The organism is Brasilonema angustatum (assembly GCF_059505445.1).
Map to the genome: position 1 here is coordinate 1 of NZ_JCACKO010000051.1, position 21,021 is coordinate 21,021.

The 21,021-nt window shown below is 40.8% G+C and carries 16 protein-coding genes; 4 read left to right on the plus strand and 12 right to left on the minus strand.

The window, feature by feature from the left end; genetic code table 11:
* Nucleotides 1–25: 25 nt before the first annotated feature.
* The 3 genes from AC5JM2_RS11460 to AC5JM2_RS11470 form a co-directional block, all read right to left on the minus strand.
* A complete protein-coding gene (locus tag AC5JM2_RS11460) occupies nucleotides 26–1,180 on the minus strand; it encodes a DEAD/DEAH box helicase (RefSeq protein ID WP_495835001.1) in 1,155 nt (384 codons plus the stop codon).
* A 252-nt stretch (nucleotides 1,181–1,432) separates the two neighbouring features.
* Nucleotides 1,433–2,026, minus strand: a complete 594-nt coding sequence (locus tag AC5JM2_RS11465) for an AAA domain-containing protein (RefSeq protein ID WP_495835002.1) — start codon at nucleotides 2,024–2,026, stop codon at nucleotides 1,433–1,435.
* A gap of 189 nt (nucleotides 2,027–2,215) precedes the next feature.
* On the minus strand, nucleotides 2,216–2,842 hold the full coding sequence (locus tag AC5JM2_RS11470) for a DUF4011 domain-containing protein (protein WP_495835003.1): 627 nt from the start codon (nucleotides 2,840–2,842) through the stop codon (nucleotides 2,216–2,218).
* A 200-nt stretch (nucleotides 2,843–3,042) separates the two neighbouring features.
* On the opposite strand from AC5JM2_RS11470, the gene psb35 reads away from it, so the two are divergent.
* Nucleotides 3,043–3,276, plus strand: a complete 234-nt coding sequence (gene psb35, locus AC5JM2_RS11475) for a photosystem II assembly protein Psb35 (protein ID WP_495835004.1) — start codon at nucleotides 3,043–3,045, stop codon at nucleotides 3,274–3,276.
* 212 nt (nucleotides 3,277–3,488) lie between these two features.
* On the opposite strand, the gene AC5JM2_RS11480 is transcribed toward psb35, so the two are convergent.
* The 4 genes from AC5JM2_RS11480 to AC5JM2_RS11495 all read right to left on the minus strand — a co-directional run bounded on the left by AC5JM2_RS11480 (nucleotide 3,489) and on the right by AC5JM2_RS11495 (nucleotide 9,820).
* Nucleotides 3,489–3,911: a tellurite resistance TerB family protein gene (locus tag AC5JM2_RS11480; RefSeq protein WP_495835005.1), complete on the minus strand. Its 423-nt coding sequence runs from the start codon at nucleotides 3,909–3,911 to the stop codon at nucleotides 3,489–3,491.
* Nucleotides 3,912–4,001: 90 nt separating this feature from the next.
* Complete coding sequence (locus AC5JM2_RS11485; RefSeq protein ID WP_495835006.1) at nucleotides 4,002–5,357, minus strand: 16S rRNA (cytosine(967)-C(5))-methyltransferase; 1,356 nt, start codon at nucleotides 5,355–5,357, stop codon at nucleotides 4,002–4,004.
* 172 nt (nucleotides 5,358–5,529) lie between these two features.
* Complete coding sequence (locus tag AC5JM2_RS11490) at nucleotides 5,530–6,978, minus strand: glycoside hydrolase 100 family protein (RefSeq protein ID WP_495835007.1); 1,449 nt, start codon at nucleotides 6,976–6,978, stop codon at nucleotides 5,530–5,532.
* A gap of 1,867 nt (nucleotides 6,979–8,845) precedes the next feature.
* Nucleotides 8,846–9,820, minus strand: coding sequence for a hypothetical protein (locus tag AC5JM2_RS11495; protein ID WP_495835008.1), 975 nt, complete (start codon nucleotides 9,818–9,820; stop codon nucleotides 8,846–8,848).
* 127 nt (nucleotides 9,821–9,947) lie between these two features.
* Between AC5JM2_RS11495 and AC5JM2_RS11500 the strand changes: the two genes are divergently transcribed.
* From AC5JM2_RS11500 to AC5JM2_RS11510, 3 genes are all read left to right on the plus strand, one after another.
* Nucleotides 9,948–10,862, plus strand: coding sequence for a metallophosphoesterase family protein (locus AC5JM2_RS11500; protein WP_495835009.1), 915 nt, complete (start codon nucleotides 9,948–9,950; stop codon nucleotides 10,860–10,862).
* A 330-nt stretch (nucleotides 10,863–11,192) separates the two neighbouring features.
* Entirely contained in the window at nucleotides 11,193–12,599 is a 1,407-nt protein-coding gene (locus AC5JM2_RS11505) for an AAA family ATPase (protein ID WP_495835010.1), read from the plus strand.
* A complete protein-coding gene (locus AC5JM2_RS11510) occupies nucleotides 12,596–13,240 on the plus strand; it encodes a retron system putative HNH endonuclease (protein WP_495835011.1) in 645 nt (214 codons plus the stop codon). Before AC5JM2_RS11505 ends, AC5JM2_RS11510 begins: the two co-directional genes overlap by 4 nt.
* A 116-nt stretch (nucleotides 13,241–13,356) precedes the next feature.
* Here the strand turns inward: AC5JM2_RS11510 and AC5JM2_RS11515 are convergent, their stop codons facing one another.
* From AC5JM2_RS11515 to AC5JM2_RS11535, 5 genes are all read right to left on the minus strand, one after another.
* Nucleotides 13,357–15,540, minus strand: a complete 2,184-nt coding sequence (locus AC5JM2_RS11515) for an alkaline phosphatase family protein (RefSeq protein WP_495835012.1) — start codon at nucleotides 15,538–15,540, stop codon at nucleotides 13,357–13,359.
* A gap of 183 nt (nucleotides 15,541–15,723) precedes the next feature.
* The gene (locus AC5JM2_RS11520) at nucleotides 15,724–17,670 is read right to left on the minus strand and encodes an alkaline phosphatase family protein (protein WP_495835013.1); all 1,947 of its coding nucleotides are present in this window, start codon (nucleotides 17,668–17,670) and stop codon (nucleotides 15,724–15,726) included.
* A gap of 740 nt (nucleotides 17,671–18,410) precedes the next feature.
* Nucleotides 18,411–19,145 carry a DUF1995 family protein gene (locus AC5JM2_RS11525; protein WP_495835014.1) on the minus strand — a complete coding sequence of 245 codons (735 nt, stop codon included), beginning with the start codon at nucleotides 19,143–19,145 and terminating at the stop codon, nucleotides 18,411–18,413.
* A 208-nt stretch (nucleotides 19,146–19,353) separates the two neighbouring features.
* A complete protein-coding gene (locus AC5JM2_RS11530; protein ID WP_495835015.1) occupies nucleotides 19,354–20,523 on the minus strand; it encodes a cysteine desulfurase family protein in 1,170 nt (389 codons plus the stop codon).
* A gap of 284 nt (nucleotides 20,524–20,807) precedes the next feature.
* Nucleotides 20,808–20,930, minus strand: coding sequence for a hypothetical protein (locus tag AC5JM2_RS11535; RefSeq protein ID WP_495835016.1), 123 nt, complete (start codon nucleotides 20,928–20,930; stop codon nucleotides 20,808–20,810).
* Between the last annotated feature and the right edge of the window lie 91 nt (nucleotides 20,931–21,021).

Genomic DNA, 21,021 nt, shown 5'->3' on the forward strand with positions numbered 1-21,021 from the left:
ACTCATTTTTAAAGCATATCATGAGTTAAAATCTCATTTTTTGTTTCAAATCACAAGTACCGTTCCAGCCTCGTAAATTGGCAAAGGTATTGTTAGAGAAAGCTATTAAACGCTCATCTTGACTTCGATAGTGCCATTTGAGCGTGTGTCCTCCACGCATAAACTTTGAACATTCGTCCAAAACGCTTTCATATATATCATCATCATTTAAATCTTCTTCGCTGTCTCCGGTTGAAAAGAATGATGTGGGGGGAAGTTGTTTGTTATCACCAATTACAATAACTTGATTAGAACGGATAATAGAGGGAACAACATCCTCTGTGCGAAGTTGAGATGCTTCATCGAAAATGAGAACATCAAAATGAACCACATCTGGATTAATATATTGACTAACCGAGAGCGGACTCATCATCCAGCATGGCTTTAAGGCTTTGACCAAATTTGGTATCCCCTTTTGCCCGTCGTTAAGGAGTTTACGAATGGGTAAATGTTGCCTTTTCTTAGTTGCTTCTTTCTTCAGTCTTGGCAACTCAGTCTGAGCCAGAGAGGTTTTTTCCCAGTTTCGCCAGCGTTGCACATGAAGCTGTTTTAGACGTTCACTGGCAGCATCTAGCTGGTAGGAATCGAGTTTGGAAAACTCTTTTATTTGCCGTTCGTGCACCTCAATATTAAAATTCTTCAACTCAGGCTTTTTGGCAAGGATCGTGTCAAGACATGTTTTGTAAATAAGTTTCTCCAGAGATGGAAACCATTGTAATGGTTCTAGTTTAGTGTCACGCAAAGCATCTAAAAACTTTTTGGCTCCTAGATTTCCGAGCTTTTCACAAGTTTCTTTGTAAGTTAACCATTCTTGAAAATAAGGCAATTCCGATTGAGCCAGCTTCAAAAATTCTTCTAGTTCGGCGAAGGAGATTTGATTACGGGGCAGGTAAGAATCTGTAATATCGCTTTCGTCAAAGTGCGACAGCAAAAAATCTAATCCTTGCCTAATATTGTTATGAGTTGACTCAAATTTCTTAACTAATTCAGCCAGTTCGCGCCGCCGAGAGGGAGAATTTATAATATGTTGGACAGAATTCGTAGGAAGCGAATATCTTTGTAAGCCAGTCAACCAATTCAAAGCTTGCTCAATTGGTGTCAACTCTGCTTCGCTTTCAAGCCAGTTTTGTGGCAGATTCAATGGAGCTTTGAGTATATGGGATAGGGCTGGATAAAATGTCTCTAAAGACTCTAAGTTGGATAAAGGTCGAACTTGCAGAACTGCTTGTAGCTGTTGACTAATATTTTGAGTTGAAAAAATCGCTTGTTGAAAATCTTCTATTTTGTCCCTGATTTCTAATTCAAGTTTATAAGAATAAGACCCAAGAGAGCTTTTTGCCCAAACAGTTGTTTTCTCTCCTTGAAATAAAGGTAAAACTCTCGCTAACTGATTTCATAAATCTTTTGCTTCTTCTAATCGGTTGGGAGTCCATTGGTTGAAGTTAGAAAATATAACATTGATATTTGGAACTCCTTCGCGTTCTTTTTTCAAAATCTCACCAAATATCTCGAACGGTGATTTATCTAGAGGCTTCTCTTTGGTGTGTAAACTTGTGAGATATGAATTTAGCGATTGACGAGTAGAAACAAGACGCTCATAGAATAAATTGTGATTTTCGACACTAGATATTTGTGAAAGATAATCAATAGTTTTAGATAGATTATTGACAAGTACTCGTTTATCTGTTGTACCACTGTGGTGCAGATTGAGACATATGTGGTCTAAACCACGTTCAGCTATGCGCTTATATACAACACTTAATGCAGTCTCTTTTTCTGCAACTAATAAAACTGATTTTCCATCGCCAACCAGTTCAGCAATAATATTCACAATAGTTTGACTTTTGCCTGTTCCTGGTGGACCTTGAACAACAAAGCTAGAACCAGCCTTTGCTGCTTCAATAACAACTTGCTGGCTAGAATCAGCATCAAGAATTTGAAATATTCGTTCAGGTTTAACTTGTGAATCTAGATCTGATGCAGGCAAGGGTTCTCTATAGTTAGACTGATAGGTACTTAAATCACCGCTAATCGCTTGCAAAATAGGGTGAGAAAAGATTCGATCTTCATTGTCAATAATGTCCCGAACTATTGCAGCTTTGGCATAAGAGAATAATGAAAGAAATACATTCTCTTTAATTTGCCACGTCTTTTGTTCTGCTAAAAGTTCGCGAATTTAGGTAAGAATTTCGTTGTAAGTTAGTCCTTGTATAACTTCTCCTTCTGGAAGCTCAATTCCAAAAGTTTGCTTTAACTTTTGTGCTAACGTTGGATTTAATACTATATCTTCTTCCAAAATAGATATTTTATATGCATCTCGTTTAGGTTCTTTTATTAAATCTACAGGAACCAAAATTAGAGGTGAGAGCAAAGCATCATCTGGTTTCTCCTTGTCATACCAAGTCAGCGTTCCTAGTGCCAGAAATAAGCTGTTTACACCTCGTTCTTCAAATGATTTTCGTGCCTCAGCACGCAATTTCTTAAGCTGCTTGAGTTGCTCATTCCCAGTCTGACGAGTTCTTAATTCGAGAGGATTTGTTTGTGCTGGTAATGCTTTGGTCTTTATCAACTGGGAAATATCTTGATGCTCGCTATCAAGTATTTGAAAATCCAGCGATTTCTTTCCTTGTGTAAGATTTTTGAACAGAAGATCTGGTTCCTCTGTCAGAATTTCCAAAGTTCGAGGACTATCTTGCCGAAACTTGATCAGAGGATTGCGTCGTCCTAAGTCAGCTAACCCAGCTTTCCACTTTGCAATCTTTTGGATAAGGTTTTGCTGAAAGTCTGAAGCTGGCTGTCGCATATTTGTTGTTCTTATAAGTACACCTATTGTCCAATATTCTAGCTAGGACTTACGTACTCGTGACGAAAATTGTTCTGTCACTAGAAAAACGCCGATCTGCCTAACTTCCCTACTGCTGTTCTCCCCTGCGGTGGATGTTAATGATACGCTGTTTCTATAGGGTCTAATGTAAGTTGCCTACTGTAGAGGGGATTATCTTTATGTATTTTTTGATGGAAGCAGCAGCCCAAGCAGCCAAAGAACCATATCAATTTCCTTTTGCTTTCACCGCTGTGTATGTGATTGGCTTTATTGCTGCTGTCAGCATTGGCTCAATTGCTTGGTTCAACTCTAAACGTCCTGTAGGTTGGGAAGACAAAGAGCGTCCTGATGTTATACCTAAAGTTGATACAGACTCAACTCCAGGACTGGGTGAGCCCAAAGGTGGGAAATAGCCAACTCCGTAATCAAGTCAGCCGAAGTCCTAGATAGTTTTGAGTTCGTGAGTGCTGATACCAAACCCGATTCTTGTACCTCCTTTGAACCTTAGCACAGGTGCGGCTACACAAGAGTTGCCCTTAAGTGTAGGGACTATTTGAAAACAAGAGTTATTGATTCGGATTTTGGTTTTACTCAGGACTCACAACTTGCGAACTGGTGGACTTTTTCAATTTTGAACTTCAACCCAACGACGGTAAAGCTTCTGAATTTGTTTAAGAACAGCATTATGCCGAGGTTGGGTTGAATCGCCTGTGTCTGATAATTGTTGTAATTTGGTGAGGAGTCTTGCTTCTTCTACCGCCACCTCACCATCACTGTAAATTAAGCCACTGATAGCTTCAATTAGATTTTGGTACTCTTGTGCACTAGGGCGATCGCCTAAATATTCCTTCACCCACTTGTCAAACTCTTCTGGCTGTACTACAACTAGCTCATTTAGCAAAGGCTGAATTTCCGGTTCGTTAGCCATACCCTTTTCTTGAGCTATTTTGCGAAGATATTCTCTCTCTTCTGGCTGAATTCTGCCATCAATCCAAGCGGCTCCAATCAGGATTTTCACCAAGTTTTTCACACTAGAATTCTTAACCATGATTTTTCTTAAGGTATTAGGACTTGGGAATATGTCTTTTTACTTATTTTCCTCATTATCCATACCCTTTCACCCAAAAATCTAATAATTTTAATTGTTTTTCCTTAAGCGCACCATAAAAAAGCCATCCATGTCCTGTTGATGAGGCAATACTTTGATCCAGCCTTGTGGAGTAGAGTATGTACTAGCGGGAGAATCAGCACTAGGAGGCTCTATTTCCCAATTTGGATTCTCAGCTAGAAAAGACGAAACGACTTCTTCATTTTCTTTAGGATGCAGTGTACAGGTGGAATAAACAAGGACACCATCTTGCTTGACAAAAGTCGATGTATGTGAAATAAGTTGCTTTTGAAGCACCGAGAGTTCTTCTACAGTTTCTGGTGTCTGTCGCCAACGAGCATCAGCATGACGGTGCAAGGTTCCTAACCCAGAACATGGTGCATCCAGTAGGACACGGTGAGCAGTGTTTTGAAACTGGGGCATATTACGACTGTCACCAGTACAAATTTCAATAGATTTTAACTTCAGTCGTTGAGCATTTTCTTGAAGTTTTTTTAGACGAGAGGGAGTGCGATCGTAACCAAAAATTTTACCTTCATCCTTCATCAACTCTGCAATGTGAGTTGTTTTACCTCCTGGTGCCGCACAAGCATCAATCACCACCTCACCTGGTTGAGGATCGAGTAAATGACTAACCAATTGGGCGCTACTATCTTGTACTGTCCACCAACCCTCGTTATAACCTGGTAAATTTTGAATCGGACCAGCATTACTCATCAATCGTAAAGCTTGCGGTAGGTGGGGAAGCCGTTGAGACGCTACACCAGCAGATGTCAACGCCGCTTCCACTTGTTCTAGGGAAGTGCAAAGGAGGTTGATTCGCAAGTCAATGGCTGGAGTTTTATTCATCCATAAGCAGAGGTGTTCTGTTTGTTCTAAACCGAATTGTTCCAGCCAAACTTGAATCATCCAGTTGGGAAAGCTGTATAAAATACCTAAGCGTTCTGTCGGATCAGAAGATTGAACACAGACTTTATCTCCTTTGTTTTCTAAACGGATATATTGTCGCAATAAACCGTTCACAAAACCCGTTAGTCCAGAAAAGCCATTCTCTTTAGCGAGTTGGACAGTCGTATTCACAGCAGCGCTTTCAGGAATTCGTTCTTGAAAGCATAGTTGGTATAAGCCTAAATGTAGAATAGTGCGGAGGTCTTTTGGCTGTTGGTGGGATTTCTTTTTCCCTAATTGGTCGATAAAAGCGTCAAGAGTACGCTGTCTTCTGGTACAGCCATAAACTAATTCTGTGACGAGGCGGCGGTCAGTATCTGGTAGATTTGCTTTTGTAAGCACTCGATCCAGAGCAATGTCAGTATAAGCCCCCTTGTGAACGTTTCGCAAGGCAATAAAAGCTAGTTGACGGGGGGATGGAAACAATTCAAAATTCAAAATGGACTGCGTCCCGCTGCGCTAACAAAATTTAAGATTAGACAAGCTGATGGTAGCAAGTATCTTGGCAGTTTTGGCGATATTAGTAAAATGCCCTAAAGCAATAAGGTGCGTTTGCATGAGCATAACGCACTCTAGTGTAGAAAATAAACTTTAAGTAAAATTACAAGGCTTAACCAAAATATAGAGTGTTACCCTCAACCACTTCAAACTCACAAGCCCGAGAAGCAGGTTCTACACTAAATGATCCAAAACTGACCAAAGGTAAAAATCTAGGGTTGCGTAATAGTTCTTTTGCTAATAAGAATCCAGCAATTGTCCAAGTTTGATATTTTCTGGCTTGTTTCCCAGTGAGTCGCCCCTTCTTACCATCGTAATACTCTGGCCATTCATCTTCATGTAAGCGTGCTTCTGCAATTTCAATAGCTTTGTGTGCAAGATCTATTCTATTTGTTTTCACAGCAGCTGCGGATAACAACCACAGTAAAACAGGCCAACTTCCACCATTATGATATGACCAGGGTATGTTTTTGGGGTCACATCCAGTGACAATCTTATATTCTTCGTTTTCCAAAGCTGGGAAACAAATTTTCATGGGCATATCTCCCACCAAATCCTCCCATCTTTCTTCGATGAGATTCATAATTGCTTGTGATTGATCTTCACTAGTAAGGTCTGAGACAATAGCCATCATGTTTGCTAAAGCAAAGAAGCGAGTATCTAGCTGCGAAGGTCCAACATTACCAACTAGATAACCCCCTTTTCTTGGCAGCCACTTGTCCAATTCATAATAAGGTAGTGAATCAGCATATACGTTGAAGGGATTAGCAGCTGCTTTGCCATACTCTTCACTTTTGAAACGATAAATCTTATTTAAACGATGAAGATCCATCCAATAATGCTGGCGAATATGAGTCTGTAAAAGCGGTAAGCGATTATCAATAGCTGTAACAATATCTTCATTACCCTGACAAACCAGCAGTTCTCTAGCAGCACGCAAAGCAGCAAAAAATAGAGCTTGAATTTCCAATGGATGCCCAAAGATACCCATACGACGGTCAATCATACAAGCACCATCTGGAACCAATAGTGTTGGATACATATCAAACCGAGTTGCCAAACACAGTTCCATAATTAATCTCAGACCGTGTTGGAACTCCGGTTGATATGCTAGAGAAAAGTCTCTCGTAGCAACCACATAAGCACGTAATAAAAGAACCCACCACAAGCAAGAATCAACAGGTGTGACTCGGGCGATCGCATGTTCACCAAAATCAGGTTCTAAATATTCTTCTTCACCGTCACATACAACTTTAAAGCTAGCTGGCATTAAACCCCGACCTGGCATATAAGCATTCAGCTGTCTTTCTTTTGGCTGTAACCTTAAAGTTTCTTCTAAAAAGTTACGGACAATATCTGTTCTACCCTTGCTCAGAAAAATTAAAGCTGAAGATACAAAATCTCGGACAAAACATTGGTCATAATTCAGCGCCTCTATTGTCACATCATAAGCAGCTACTGTTCCTATAGGACGACCTCTATAGTAGAGAATTGAGTTTTCAATTGCTGTCCACGCGTCTTTTTCTACACTGTTACTCGATACCAAGTCATTTAACTGCATTTCCTGAACAACTCCATTTATTTGGTAAACTGTGGTTTCGTTGTAAAAGCACCAATATTTAAGTGTTTGCTGTTATTTTCATTAGAACAATCATATTCTTTGAAATCGTCAATCTAGACTGTTCGACGATACTAACAGCAAAATATCTTGCGTTTTATGCTTTTGTGGCTTTGCTTGAGAGTTTTTATGTTTGTGTTAATTCTCTCTTTTTAAAGACTTTCTTGTCACTTCAAACAGTTGATGAAAATTTCTTATTTAATCATTTATGAGCATAATAATAGCGGTTTTCAATTGGTGCAATACATCAGAGAGTTAAAAAACCGCAGCCTGTAGCAGATGGACATACATAAAGCTGTAATTCGTCCGAATGAGAACTGCTATATTGGTCTGTTTGAAACCCAGAAATATTTGTTTTTCCAAAAAATGACAGATTTCGGTAAGTGTGTAACATTTTGTTAGATTAAAAGTAGAGACTTAAGTCATTTTACTTAAACACCTAAAGATTAATTGGAATATGAGCGAAATGATTTAACTATGCCTGCATGATAAAAAATTATAACAATTTTTCACAATTTGCAATTTTATTTTAATTTTTTCTACTGATTAACAAGAACTGTCCAACGTACCTCAATTCCCCTTAAATAACAACCTGTCTCAAAGGTAGAATCAATGAAAGCATCCCCACAAAAGTGGAAACACAATACAAGTCTTCCGCCTTGAGTTGGAAAAAATTCATAAGTGACACAAGTAAAGACAAAGTAATTTTTGAAACAACAAAAGTGTTGTATATTTTTCTAGACGACTTATAAATCTGTGTAATGACTGAACACTTTTGCTGATAAATCCACTTTTTGTGTTATGGCATTTGATACTTATCCGTGAAATACTCCATCATTTACTCTTCACTAAGAAAGAAATTTCTCTCCACGATTTGGCTAACTGCTTCTTGCCAAGACAAGAAAGAAATAGTACTTAGCTGTTCGCAAAACTATAACAGGTTGTAGTCAGTGAACATATTTAGCAAGTGTATATAGCCGTGAAAGTACGGCACTTCTAGTACGCATATATACTGCATAGTTAGGATGATAGTAGAAATTCAGCTACTTCCTCTACACGAAAATCTTATTCTATTATGCTGATTCTATAGAAACTGTGATTTAAAAGTCCACTTTTAAATCTCCGAGTGTATCATTCCAACTAACCTTCTAACTGTGGGCAAGACTGATTTAATATTGAATGAGATTGTGTACAACTCAATACATTTCTACCTGCGTAATATATTAGACAGACAAAAATGTTATATGTACCAATACTCTCAAAACTGCAATCTAACAACATTCTATAATCTTTTGCATTATTGTTTTACTAGAAAGATTTAGAAGAATAATTCTGTGTCTGTATATACATATTAGCTCGATAAAGCTATTTTTGAGCAGCAAAAATCCGTAAACTCTTTGACTTTTCTTGTGAATTTTATGTAAAGATTAAGACTGTTTTTTGGTAATGTTTATACATATATTTGCTGTCGTATATTTTGTTTTTTTCTCCATAGAGAAGCAAGTATAATTGTGAAAATCAACCTAACCCTGTAACGAAACATTAAGGAACTAAAAGCCTTCTGATTCGTTTGTTAGCAATTTGAAAATCAATAGTTTCGACAGTTCCAGAATTTAAGGTTTATTTTATAAATCAGTTCCAAGAGGATGTTTAAGAAAATAGTTGTAAACTACTTTAAATACAGCGCATTGCAAGTAATTGAGGTACAAGGCTCTTGTCTAAAAGCAAGGCAGAAAGCCATTTTTACTTCTGACTTCTGAATTATGCTATAAGTAGTTTGAGTTAGTCGATTTACATTATTTATGCTATCTCATCGCTGAGGAATGAGTGAAATCCGTCGTTGAAAAACAATCATCTCAGTACCAACAACAGGATTCCGTGCTACCAGCTTACCCCGTGAGTCAATAATATCTAAATGAATGAAATCCAATTCATTTGAACGTTCTAGCATCTGAGCCAAGAGTGTATCTTGTTGTGATTGTTTTAGATTATACCATTCATCATGAATTATGATAGCAAGACTACTGGTACGAAAGTTAGCTTTAATTGACTGTATCAAACCCGAGGCGAAGCGATCGCTCACCTCTGCTATTTGATTTTCGATAGCTGCAATCAAGGTTTGCTCTGGTGTCAAAATAATGGTTGGCGTCGGAGTTGGTTCCAGTTCTGGTTCTGGTGGCGGAGTTTCCTGCACAGGCGGCGGAGTTTCCTCAGCTATTGATGGTGGTGGAGTTTCTGCGGTTGGTGGTGGTGTGATTTCCTCTACTGGTGGTGGCGTTTCTTCGATTGCTGGTGGAGTGGGAAGTGTTTCTACCTCTGGTGCAGTCGTTATCGTTGCGGATGGAGGTGTTTTTACTTCTGGTGGAACACTTGCGACTTCAGTCGGCTTACTACCAAACACTGTAGAAGTTGTCCAAACAAGAATCACTGCAATTCCAGCAATTATTCCGGTTATTGCTGTATCTGACAACTTTGTCGATAAGTTTTCTGGTAATATTGAGCGAATTTTGCCTAAAACAGCACTCCATGCCAACTGGAGTTTCTGGAAAAAATCAGGGGTTCGCTTATCCCTAATAGAGGGTTGTGTCTCTAATTTGTCTACCGTTGTTTCTAGAACCCCAATTGTCCCTCTCAGAATTCGCAGAGTTATTGCCTTCCAAATTGGCTGGACTCTCTGGTATCGTTTTTGGGGAGGTTGAGATGCCGACTCAACCGTCGGTTGCGGTAGGTTCGCTTCCGGTTCAGGGGAAAATGGTGGTTGTGAATTATGATTATCTTGGGACATGGAACTTTAACCGACAGCTGCGAATCAAAGACAAGAGACTTTATTCTTGCACTACAGCCTCCTCAGCCTTAATTTATCACTTCATTGCATCAGCTATACTTTACTATTTATTTAATTTGGTAATTTTATGAAGTTCAAACGTCGTCAATTTTTGTTTCTCAGTAGCCTCAGCGCTATTGGTTCAGGATTTCTCGGTTGTGTCAGTCGTCAAGGTGGCAAAAATGGTGGAATTGCTATATCAAAAGCGGCGATACCCCCTAATCCAGTCAAAAACAATTCCTTACTACGTTTTGTTTCTGTTTCAGATACAGGTACTGGAGAGCAAACACAGTACGCCGTAGCTAAAGCAATGACTAACTATCACAGTAAAAATCCTTATGATTTAGTGGTTTTAGCTGGTGATAATATCTACACCAATGGTGAGATGGAAAAAATTAATGCAGTATTTGAGCGTCCCTATGCACCATTATTAAAGCAAGGTGTTAAATTTCAGGCTGCTCTCGGAAATCACGATATTCGTACCGCAAACGGCGACCTTCAACTAAAGTATCTCAATTTTAATATGAAGGGACGATATTACACATTTCAACGCGATCATGCGCAATTTTTTGTTTTAGATACGAACACCAACGCTGATTTGCAAAAGCAGCTAAAATGGTTGGATCAAGAATTAAGCACCTCTAAAGCACCTTGGAAAATCGTGTATGGTCATCATCCGATTTATTCATCAGGTATGTATGGTAGCAATCCAACTTTTATTAAAAACTTTACTCCACTCTTTCAGAAATACGGTGTTCAATTATATATAAATGGTCATGAACATCATTATGAACGCACTCGTTCGATTAATGGAACTACTTATGTAATATCTGGCGCTGGTGCGGACACTCGTCCTGTAGGTCGTTCTGAATGGACAGAATATTCGGCAGAAAAGTTAAGTTTTGCTGCCTACGAAGTTTATGCAGATAGAATAGAAATTAGTGGAATCGGCACTGATAATAGCGTTTTTGATAAAGGTGTTATTCAACTCAAATCAGCGTAATTCTTCTATCTTTTATCTCAGTCATTTTTGGGAATATAAAACTACAGAGACACACAGAGATACACAAATAAGTGATCTGTGTATCTCTGTGTGACTCTGCGCTTCAAAATAGTCATAATCTTAATTTATACAAAAAATCTATAAGAATCAGGTTTGATTTGGTGAGACCAGTGCTGCAAGAGGGTTTCCCTCCGTAGGCATCTGGCGAACCCGAAGGGTGAATTGACTCGTGGAGGTAGGGAACAGGGAACAGGGAACAGAAAGTGTACCTAGCTTTGTCAAAAATTAAATGTGAGTCCTATATTATGCAACTTCAATGAGTAACAACTTATGAAACTCAAGCGCCTAAAAATAAATTCTTTCCGTGGGATCGGCGATTTGACGCTTGATTTTGCTGAAATGGAGCCAACTGTGCTTCTTGGTATCAATGGTGTTGGAAAATCTAGTATTTTAGACTGTATTGCTATTCTTTTATCCCAGCTTACCGGGCAAATTCAACATGGTCATTCCATACGTTCCTTAAGTGAACAAGATATCACGAATGAAAGCCAAAAACTGGATATTTCAATAACAATTTCTCCGCAACCAGAAGAAGAAATTACTTGGTCTTTAAGTGAGGAACGTAAAGAGGGCAAATCGGTTAAAAGTGCGGGTGAAGTCCGATTAGAGGCTATCAAATCTTTGATAGATGGTATTAGTCAGCAACGCATACAAAAGCTTGGATATGGAGACGAAGTTACAAACGCCTTACAAGCAGCCTCAATAGTGCTAAGTCAGATAAAAGCTGATGAAGTGAGTCAAAATCCTTTAAAAGATTTACAAACACTCGTTGACGATATAAACAATCAGTTAGCAAATAATGATAACGCTAGTATTCCTTTGGCTGTTTATTATCCAGTCAATCGTGCCGTTCTTGATATGCCTTTGGAAATTTCCGAGAAACATTTATTTACACAAATAAATGCCTACGACCAAGCACTGACTGGTGGAAGAATAGACTTCAAAAGCTTCTTTGAATGGTTTAGAAACCGCGAAGATTTGGAAAATGAATTGCGACGGGATAATCCAAATCATCGAGATAAGCAGTTAGAAGCAATCAGAGGGGCGGTATCATCTTTGCAACCAGATTTTTCAGATTTACGAGTTGAGCGATCGCCCTTACGAATGACTATCAAAAAACAAGGTCAAGAACTCATCGTTAATCAACTATCTGATGGGGAAAAATGCTTGCTAGCAATGGTGGGTGATTTGGCAAGGCGCTTGGCAATTGCTAACCCAAGTTTAGATAATCCACTCGAAGGGCAAGGTATTGTTCTCATTGATGAAATTGAACTACACCTGCACCCCAAATGGCAACGGCAAGTTATTACAGCTTTGATAAGAACATTCCCCAATTGTCAGTTTATTATCACCACCCATTCACCACAAGTGGTGAGTCACGTCAAACCAGACAGCATTTACCTCCTACAAGCAACATCTGATGGTATCGTTGCTGAACGTCCAGAAAATTCGTTTGGCAGAGATAGCAATCAAATTCTAGAAGACCTCATGGGTGTATCAGAAAGACCTCAAGAAGTCAAAGATAATCTCCGCGATTTGTTTAGATTAATTGACCAGGGACATCTCGATAGCGCTAAACAATTGCGCCAAAATTTAGCCGATGAAATTGGAGAAGACGATCCGGAATTTGTGAGAGCAGATGTCCTTATTCGACGCAAGGAAATTCTCAATCGATGAAGTATATCCAAAAAAGTAAAGAACCAGATAGCTTAACCAAATGGAAGCATAAACTCGGTAGCCGAACACCCGACTGGAAATCCTTCCCACAACCAGTGAAAAATGAAGTATATCACTCACTACTACAAGAGCAAGGTTTCATTTGTTGCTATTGTGGTATGTCTATAGCCAGAAAACAATGCCATATTGAACATTTTAGACCCAAGAGTGTTTATAAAGATCTAACATTTGAGTACACTAATCTGATCGCCTCATGCCAAGGCGAAGATGAACACAGACCTCGTGTACCAGTGCATTGTGGACACAAAAAACAAGCTTGGTTTGATGAGGAACTGATGATTTCCCCGTTAGATCCAAAATGTGTAGATTACTTTAAGTACTCTGGTTTTGGAGAAATTATCCCAACAGATGATCACGATAAACAAGCCGCTGCTAAAACCACAATTCAAAAACTAGCACTTGGCATTGATAAGTTGAGAAATATGAGGCGTGCAGCTATTGATGCTACACTGCTAGCTACTGACGGATTGACAGCTACAGAAATACAGCTTCTTGCTCAGGGTTATGAAAAGCCAGATGCAGATGGAAGATACACGCCGTTCTCTGCGGCGATTATCTATATACTCAAGCAATATTTTTGATGATTGACGAGTATTTCAGGACTTACGCAAAATAATGAAAAAATAAACCGCAAAGGGCGCAAAGAACACAAAGGTAAGAGGGTTTAAAAGGGTTTTTGCATAAGTCCTATATTTGATTAATTGACGATAGATTTACCCTGTACAGTTAAGGCAGGTTGAACATTCAACAAATACTCAATTGTAGGCGCAATATCAATGTTGCGAACCTGTTTTAACATGCTGTGTCCAAAATCTGGACCAGCGGCAAAGAAAATCGCACTCATATTCGGCAGATTGGGGTCGTAGCCGTGTGCGCCATAGAAATTGGGCACAGACAACACCGAACTATTAGAAGGATCATCTCCCAAGCGCTGCACAACTGGCGTTTGAATACCATCGAAGTTGTAGCCCAGTGTTAGTAGGGCAAAAACATCACCTGCATCTTGACCAATGAACTCATTTGTGCTTAAACCAAACGAGGGGTCATTCAGATCTTCAGGGATAGGTCTGGTGTAAACCTTATCAAATATATGGACGCTGTTACCGTAGCTGTAATTGGGATTGTTATCTACAAAAGATTTGAGTGCATTTGCTACTTGCTGTTGCAAGGTAACGTATTCTTCATGACTAACGATGCCATTAGGTTCCCGTCCCTGTAGGTTGAAGTAGATATTGACCGCAGGACCAGAACTTACGGCTCTCACCTTGTTAGAATCGAAGTTATTGTTTTTAAGAAAGTTATTGATATCGACCGATGTATGGAAAGCAGCAAACCCGTGGTCTGAAACGACGATGATGTTGCTATTAGGTCTGCCTTGGCTATCAGTACCAACGGTATCAATAACACGTTGAATTGCGCGATCGGCAGCTTGGTAAGCTGCTTTTACATAAGCGTCGTAACGGGCAATCTTCTGTTGATCCTGATTTGCTGCAATAGAGTTGGGGTCGCGAGGGTTAGTTGCTTGACGTGAGTCGGTAAGCAGGAACTGGTGTTCTGATCCATCAGGTTGCTCAATGTAGATCATTGCCAGGTCAGCATTGGGATTCTGAGTAATTGCCCGTAAACCAACATTGGTTTGGTAATCAACAAAATTCTGAACCTGGTCTTGGTAGATAGTTTCTAATTCTTCATCAGAAAAATTTTCAAATCCGGGGCTGAGTCGCTCAGTAAGGCGGTAATCTGCCTGATTTCCCCAGAAACCAACATTATTGTTGATATCATCCACATTTGCTAGCACTGCTGCGTTGCGCGGAATGTAATTGGCAGAGTAACGAGCAAAGCGTACAGTGGATAAGTCAGGAGCCAGGGTACTTACGTAAAAAGCGGTACCTGCTTTGCTGGAGCTACCTTCCAAGTAGAATGGGCTAGACTTTTGCCCACTCGCTCGCACATAAGCAGGTCCAGTGGAAGGTAAATTGAAGGGACCCGGCTGAATACCTTGGTTAGCATCAAAGAAGACTAACGTGTCGTAATTAACTTTGCGATCCTTAGTTGTGTCGATCGCAACGACTTGGATGTCGTAAGTGACGCCATTAACTGTGAACTTATCAAAGGATTTATTTGTCTTTAAAATTCGGCTATAGGACACTTTCCCAGCCGCTTTGAGTTGGTTTATCACTGACTTGGGAGCGGGAGAAAAGTCTGTTGCTGTCAGGTTAAAACCTTGCGCCCCAACTCCAGCAAAAGTTCCAAAAGGTACTGTATAGTCTACGGTTCTCTTATTCGCTGGTTGCACAATCGGGCTATTTGGCAATCCTGGTACCGTGATATCTACCCCATCTGCTCCCGGAAATGTGGCAGCAACAACCTTTTTACCGTTTTCTCGTAAGGATAGCCAAAGTGGCTTTGCTGTCAAGTCTGTGCTTTGGGCCGGTCCATCAATACCAGTTGAGTAGCCGCCGATGGGAGCATTAAAACCACTGATATTTTCTTTGAAAGGACTAGCAACTAGATGAAATGTGTTGGCGTCAATATCGTTCTTTGCTGCAGAAGAACCCGTTGCGATCGCAATATGTCCAGGGGCAGTCAGAGATGGGGTAATAGTGATATTCTGCTGAGCGACTATTCCCTGGCTTTGCAGTAATCCTAAACCCTGGCTTGAGCTAAGTATTCCGTCAGCAAGGTATTGGTTAATCAGTTGTGGTGTTGCACCATCTAGGGAAATCAAAATAACTTTGGGAACTTGAGGTTTGCTCGCAGTCTGACCTTGAGTACCATGTTGGTTCCAGTTTCCCCATACTAGCAGGATGACAAAAAACGATGCAGCGAACAATTGCCAAAAATATTTCTTCGTCCAAGAAGTTCTCGCCAAATTTCTCACTTATGCCTCCCTGTTTTCAGCATCTTTGATTTTGGAGCGCGAATTGCTGAAAGCCTCAAATTGTAGGGTGGGCACGAGTGCCCACCCTACGCTACTTTATTGGGTACACAGCAAATAGGATTTTTCTTTCCCCCTACACCCCTACACCCCTACACCCTTACACCCCGAGTGTTGGTCAAAATACTAAATCACTGAAGTGACTGACTCTGGAAAAGTCGTTAAGCCGACAGTGCGATCGCCAAAGCCAGCAGCATCAAAGTAGCTAGTGTCACCTACTTGTTGGTAGTTCAGATAAGTGCTAATACCATCAGCAGTCGGAGCAGACTTCAAGATACCCGTAGTGTAAGGAATACTATCGGGACCTCCTAAGAGTGCTTCTGTGATCACTCGTCCTGTCAAGTCGCCATTACTGGGAATATCAAATCCCAGAACATTTGCCAATGTGGTGGCAACGTCAGCATTGCTCACTGGTGCATTATCAACGTAGCCCTGCTTAAAGTCCGGACCGAAGGCAATCATGTTGTTGTAAGTATCGCCCCGACCAAAGCTACCGTGCATCCCTTGACCTTGCTGCAAGGCTGTGTCGGCAATTTCTACCTGTGAGCCAGAGGGATTGTTTGAGTCTGTGGCGAATGTCCGGAAGTTCAAAACAATATCAGGAGTTGGTAATTCAGTCGAACCCTTTAAGTTAATTGACGATAAAGGTAGTGCACCAGGAACTGAACCGTACTCATCACTGACAAACAGTCCACTGGTGTAATCCTGTTTGCTCAAGAAATCCACCACTTTGTTAACGGTTTCGGGGTTATGGTCTGGAATGTAAATCAGGTCTGATCCACCATTAGCTGCAACCACCACTTTGGCATCAGGCTTGTCCTGAATCACTCCACTACCACCAATCAATCCGTCGCCATTTCTAGGACGTTGTCCTTGAGTAGGGTCTACCAAAGCATAGTTTTTGCCATCAGCAGTTGCTGTGTCAGCATCATACAGGGGTAGCGCCAATTCGTGGGCAATGTCAATCGCCACAAATCCAGAAGGTAAGTAGCCAGGATTGACTCCTGGATAAGTTAGGGATGAGGCATAGTCGCTGACTTTTCCTCCTTGGGCATCTGTGAACTGCTTGCTAATGGTAGAAAAGCCGTGGTCTGCGGTGATGAAAATGTCGGTGTTGGCTGCTAGCTGTGGATCGCTGTTGATATAGTTCAGAATTTCCTTGAGGTTGTTATCAGCATTTTTCACACCTGCTTTCGAGGTTGGACCGTTAATTCCTGGAGTCAGGCTGTTAAGGCTGTCTCCTTGGTTATGCTGCGTACCATCAGGGTCACGCGACCAATAGACTAAAGCAAAAGGCTTACTTTGGTCATTTTCTTGTTCATTGAAGTAAGGCAAGATTGCCTTAGTGATCGCATTGGTAAAGTACTGCTGCTGAACGGTGTTAGCAGCAAGTGTTCCGGGAGTGGTATTGTTCCCAGAAAAGCCGTTGCTCAACTGGTCAGTGCTGGCTACACCATTAGTACGGTCGGGGGTTGTAGCACCTACCCCTGCATTCACTAATAGTTTGGTGATTTCTGGACTGAGGGGAACACCACCTGTCTTTCCTGTCGAGTCATCAATAATGATCGTCTTCGGTGTTGGTATTTTCCCATCTGCTCCAACATTACCCTGTGTGACATCCTGAATCAGCGTTGGTCCTAATTTTCCAACTGCAGCGGTGTTGTATCCGTGTTCACGGGCATAGGCTAGCAGTGTTTCTTCATCTAGATAGTTACCGCCAAAATGTTCGTCGATGTCACTGAGAATCGCGTCATTTTCAATAAACGGCGTTGGCGTTCCAGTTAGTCCTCCAGCAAACACTGGATAGCCTGTGTAGATCGTGTTGCTGAAGTCTCCTGTATCTCCTAGGTAATGCCCAGTTGCGATCGCCGATGCATTGGGTGTGGTGAAGGTAGGAAACAATGAATGGCTGTTAACAAACTTGACCCCTTTCTGACTCAGTTCGTACAGTGTCGGTGCATCTTCTGGATTCACTGAACTCGGGCGTAGACCATCTGTGACGTAAATGATCACGTTCCTACCTTGGGAACCGCTACCTGCTGTCGAGATCCCATCCAAAGTATTATCTGCCATGTAAATGACTCCGGTACTAAAGTAAATAAGACGATATATGAGAAATTTATCTGACAAATTTAGAGTTTTTGTTGCCAGAGCTTCTTGTTATAAATTTGTTGATTCAGTCTGCAAGTTGTTGAACTAATTAATTAAAATCAGTCCTGATATTTCACAGGATAATTAATACTTTTTAATTTATTGACAGGAGAATTTATATTAACTAGTTGCTCATTCCATTACCTGTTTGAATGTCATTCAAACATATAAATCAATACAAATTAAGCCTAATATAGATTCATCCTTTCAGACTTAAACAATAGTCAAAGAAAAGGTTAAATTTAGTTTAAATTTAGAAAATATTTGAGCAAAATCATCTATAATGAGAATAATAATTATTATTCATTTTCGAATTATTGATTTTCAATTCACTGTTTGCGTAGGACAAAAAAACCTTCGGTTATTGCGACCTTTGCCAGCAGCGCTAGCCCCGGAGGGGCGCACTAAAAGGACGCGATGCTCCAGCTTTCTCGCCGCCCTTTGGGCGATCGCCCAATACCTCATAAGCCAACAACAAAAAAGGATGGAAGCCTTACTCGCTTTCACCCTGCTTGAAAGTATGCCTTTCAGGGTTATTAGGAACAGCCCCATTTTTAGGCGTACCACCCACTACCAATATAAGAAACACTTCTTCCCTGTTCCTTGTTCCCTGTTAAGCGTTCCCTATTCCCTGGTATTCTGTGTTCTTCTTAAGGAACAAATCAATTCCTCAACGCCCGTAAGAAACGTTGCAAACCTTTAAACAAATTGGGCTTTTTCGCAGATGAAGCATCTACGGTAGCTGACTTAAACTGTGCCTTAGCTAAAATTGCATCCAACTCGTCACCAGATGGCTTTTGCGGAGATTCGGAAATCTTTTGATACTCATCGCTCTTTTGCAGCCAAACTTCCCATATCCCAGGGTAAGAGCGAAATACAGCAGTCTCGTCATCTATGGGACGGAGATAATAGCAAGATTCTATTGTTTTGACGAAACGTTCACGTATTTGACGCGCAGCATAACCAATGCCGACTACCCCTAAATCTTCTAAACGAGGATTTAATATGACTATTGGGCGATCGCCCGCCAATTGAGCGATCTTTTCCACCTCTAAAACTTCTACCACAGTTGGACCAATAAGAAAGAAAATTTCATCCTCTGGTTCAATTTTGTCCTCCATAGATAATTTTCCTGTACCAATATCAAAAATCTTAAACGACACATCAGCCCAATCACGCTTCGCAAGCGCAGCACCACCAGCATCTGGAAAGAAAACTTTCAAGCCAGAACCGTATTCTTCAAAAAGTGGCATAAATTGCTCTGCCACAAACATAGGTTTGAGTTCTGGAATCAGTATTTCAACTTGTAAGCGCTTATATCCATCTGCAAGTGCTGCTTTGGTTGCTTCACCGGCTTGAACAATTGCATCTTCAAGAGAGTTTGGAAGTTGAGTCATACTAAAAAATTTTTGATTTTGAATTTTTAGATTTTAAGCGCACCCTCCACGCAGATAAACACAGATAATTCTCTGTCATATTCGTGTGCATACGCGCTGAGAGTGCAGTTGCAATTTCAACCAGTTATCAGTTATCAGTTATCAGTTATCAGTTATCAATTTCCCTATTGCCTGTTCCCTGTTCCCTGTTCACTGTTCACTGATTTAACTAACGACTAACAATCAATTCTACAGGTGATAGTCGCTGCAAAACTTGCCTTAACACCATTGCTACCCAATCGACATCAGCTTCTGTTGTTTCGCGCCCTAGTGTCATGCGGATAGCTCCCAAAGCCACGTTTTCTGGATAGCCCATTGCTAATAATATGGGACTAGGGCTGAGCTTACCACTATGACAAGCAGCACCAGCACTGATACCAATGCCAGCTAAATTCATTTGTCGTACTAAAGTTTTGCCACTAAGTTTTTGTCCATCAGCGTGTTCTAAGCAAAAACTGACATGGTGAGGTAGGCGGTGCGTGCAATCGCCAGTGGGAAGCAAACCAGGAATATCAGTTAATTGGGCAAACAAGCGATCGCGTAACTTGATTAACCTGGGTGTTTCTGTTGGCAATTCTTGATCTGCCAATTCGGCTGCAACCCCAAACCCCGCGATAATGGGTACTGCTTGCGTTCCAGAACGTAGTCGTCTTTCTTGTCCTCCACCACCCACTAAAGGAACCAACTCTACACCAGGATGCACATACAACGCCCCAACACCTTGTGGCCCATAAATTTTGTGACTAGAAATGCTGAGTAAATCTACGGGTAGATTTTTCACATTTATAGTTAAGCGCCCTGCCACTTGTACAGCATCTGTATGGAACAAAACACCTGCACTACGAGCTATATTTCCTAATTCTTCAATAGGTTGTAATGTCCCAACTTCACTTTGACCGTAAATAACCGAGACCAACACGGTATTATCTTGTAACGCTGCTTTTAAATCTAGGGGGTTTACTCTTCCTTTCGCATCCACGCTTAAGCGAGTCACTTGCCAACCCCACAACTCCAACAACCGTACTGGTTCGGCGACAGCAGAATGTTCAACATTGGAAATAATCATGTGTTGGGGCTTGGCATACAAATGCGCAACTCCCATAATCGCCAGATTGTCTGCTTCAGTACCACCAGAAGTAAAGATAATAGATTCAGGATCAGGTGCGTTTATTAAACCAGCCACCTGCATTCTTGCTTGTTCCACAACCGTTGCTGCCCGTTGTCCCCACTCATGCAAGCTAGAGGGGTTACCCCAATCTTGAGTTAAGACTGCTTGCATTGCGGCTATTGCTTCTGGGCGAGTGGGAGTAGTTGCGCTGTAATCTAAATAAATTTGCATAACCTATAAGGTGAGAAAACACGCTCTTGCAACGGGTTATATCAAGTCCGGTTAATAACTTATTATTTGTCATTGCGAGTGAAACGAAGCAATCGCCATGGTTTGAGATTGCTTCACTCCGCTATCGCTGCGTTCGCAATGACAACTCATCATCCGGACATGATATTATTTCTATTTTCAAACTATTTTTCAGACTATATAGTTAATCTGCCAAATTCTTACATAAAGATATAGTTATCCTATTTGATTTGTAAAAATAGAAAGGTTTAGATTCCCGACTCCTTTTAAAGTTGTCGGGAATCTTCTTGTTCAGGTAAGCGCAAAGCGTGCCGTATCTCCTGTGGAGACACTGCGCTAACGGCACTAGCCGCAGCGTCAGGCAAGGCATACGCGTAGCGTGTCCCCACAGGACTTCATCTCCTTAAGCATTGAGTACCACTGGAGCATTAAGCAAATCTTAAATGCTCTACTTCTAAATACAGGCTTTTATTTCCCATA